Annotated in this window: 1 protein-coding gene; it reads left to right on the top strand. The window is 43.4% G+C overall.

Annotation, left to right across the window (positions count from 1 at the left end; translation table 11 throughout):
- Positions 1-1,185: an elongation factor Tu gene (gene tuf / locus J8L70_RS15980; protein WP_211056565.1), complete on the top strand. Its 1,185-nt coding sequence runs from the start codon at positions 1-3 to the stop codon at positions 1,183-1,185.
- Positions 1,186-1,287 lie beyond the last annotated feature (102 nt).

Here is a 1,287-nt window from a genome sequence, read left to right as displayed (position 1 = left end):
ATGGCAAAAGAAAAGTTTGAACGCGTAAAACCGCACGTAAACGTTGGTACAATCGGCCACGTTGACCACGGTAAAACTACACTAACTGCAGCAATCACTAACGTACTTGCAAAAGTATACGGCGGTGAAGCTAAAGATTTCGCATCAATCGATAACGCTCCAGAAGAGCGTGAACGTGGTATCACAATCTCAACATCTCACGTTGAGTACGATACACCAACTCGTCACTACGCACACGTAGATTGTCCTGGACACGCCGATTATGTTAAAAACATGATCACTGGTGCTGCTCAAATGGATGGTGCTATCTTAGTAGTAGCTGCGACTGACGGCCCTATGCCACAAACTCGTGAGCACATCCTACTTTCTCGTCAGGTTGGCGTACCTTACATCATCGTATTCATGAACAAATGTGACATGGTTGATGACGAAGAGCTACTTGAGCTAGTAGAAATGGAAGTTCGTGAACTTCTTTCTGAGTACGATTTCCCAGGTGACGACTTACCACTAATTCAAGGTTCTGCACTTAAAGCACTTGAAGGTGAGAAGCAATGGGAAGACAAGATTGTAGAGCTTGCAGAAGCACTAGATTCTTACATTCCAGAGCCAGAGCGTGACATCGATAAGCCTTTCATCATGCCTATCGAAGATGTTTTCTCAATTCAAGGTCGTGGTACAGTTGTAACAGGTCGTGTTGAAGCGGGTATCATCAACGTGAATGACGAAGTTGAAATCGTTGGTATTAAAGAGACTACTAAGTCTACTTGTACTGGTGTTGAAATGTTCCGTAAGCTTCTAGACGAAGGTCGTGCTGGTGAGAACATTGGTGCACTATTACGTGGTACTAAGCGTGAAGACGTAGAACGTGGTCAAGTACTAGCTAAGCCTGGTTCAATCAACCCACATACAACTTTCACTTCAGAAGTATACGTACTTTCTAAAGATGAAGGTGGTCGTCATACACCATTCTTCAAAGGTTACCGTCCACAGTTCTACTTCCGTACAACTGACGTAACAGGTGACGTACAGTTACCAGAAGGCGTAGAAATGGTAATGCCTGGTGATAACATCAAGATGACAGTAACTCTAATCGCACCAATCGCGATGGATGAAGGTCTTCGTTTTGCTATCCGTGAAGGTGGCCGTACTGTAGGTGCTGGTGTTGTAGCAACTATCGTAGAGTAATAATTAACGTTTAAGTTAATTATTAGAAAAAGGTCACTTCGGTGACCTTTTTTAATGCCTGCAGTTTAGTGCTTCTAGTCACTAAATTACTTCTCTAAAGCG

Origin of the sequence: Pseudoalteromonas sp. MMG010 (genome assembly GCF_018100905.1) — a bacterium.
Classification (GTDB): Bacteria; Pseudomonadota; Gammaproteobacteria; order Enterobacterales; family Alteromonadaceae; genus Pseudoalteromonas.
Note: the sequence above shows the minus strand (reverse complement) of the source record. Positions and strands in the feature narration are given on the sequence as shown.

Coding starts and splice junctions, on each gene's coding strand:
- tuf (WP_211056565.1), top strand. CDS start 1: ATGGCAAAAGAAAAGTTTGAACGCGTAAAACCGCACGTAAACGTTGGT.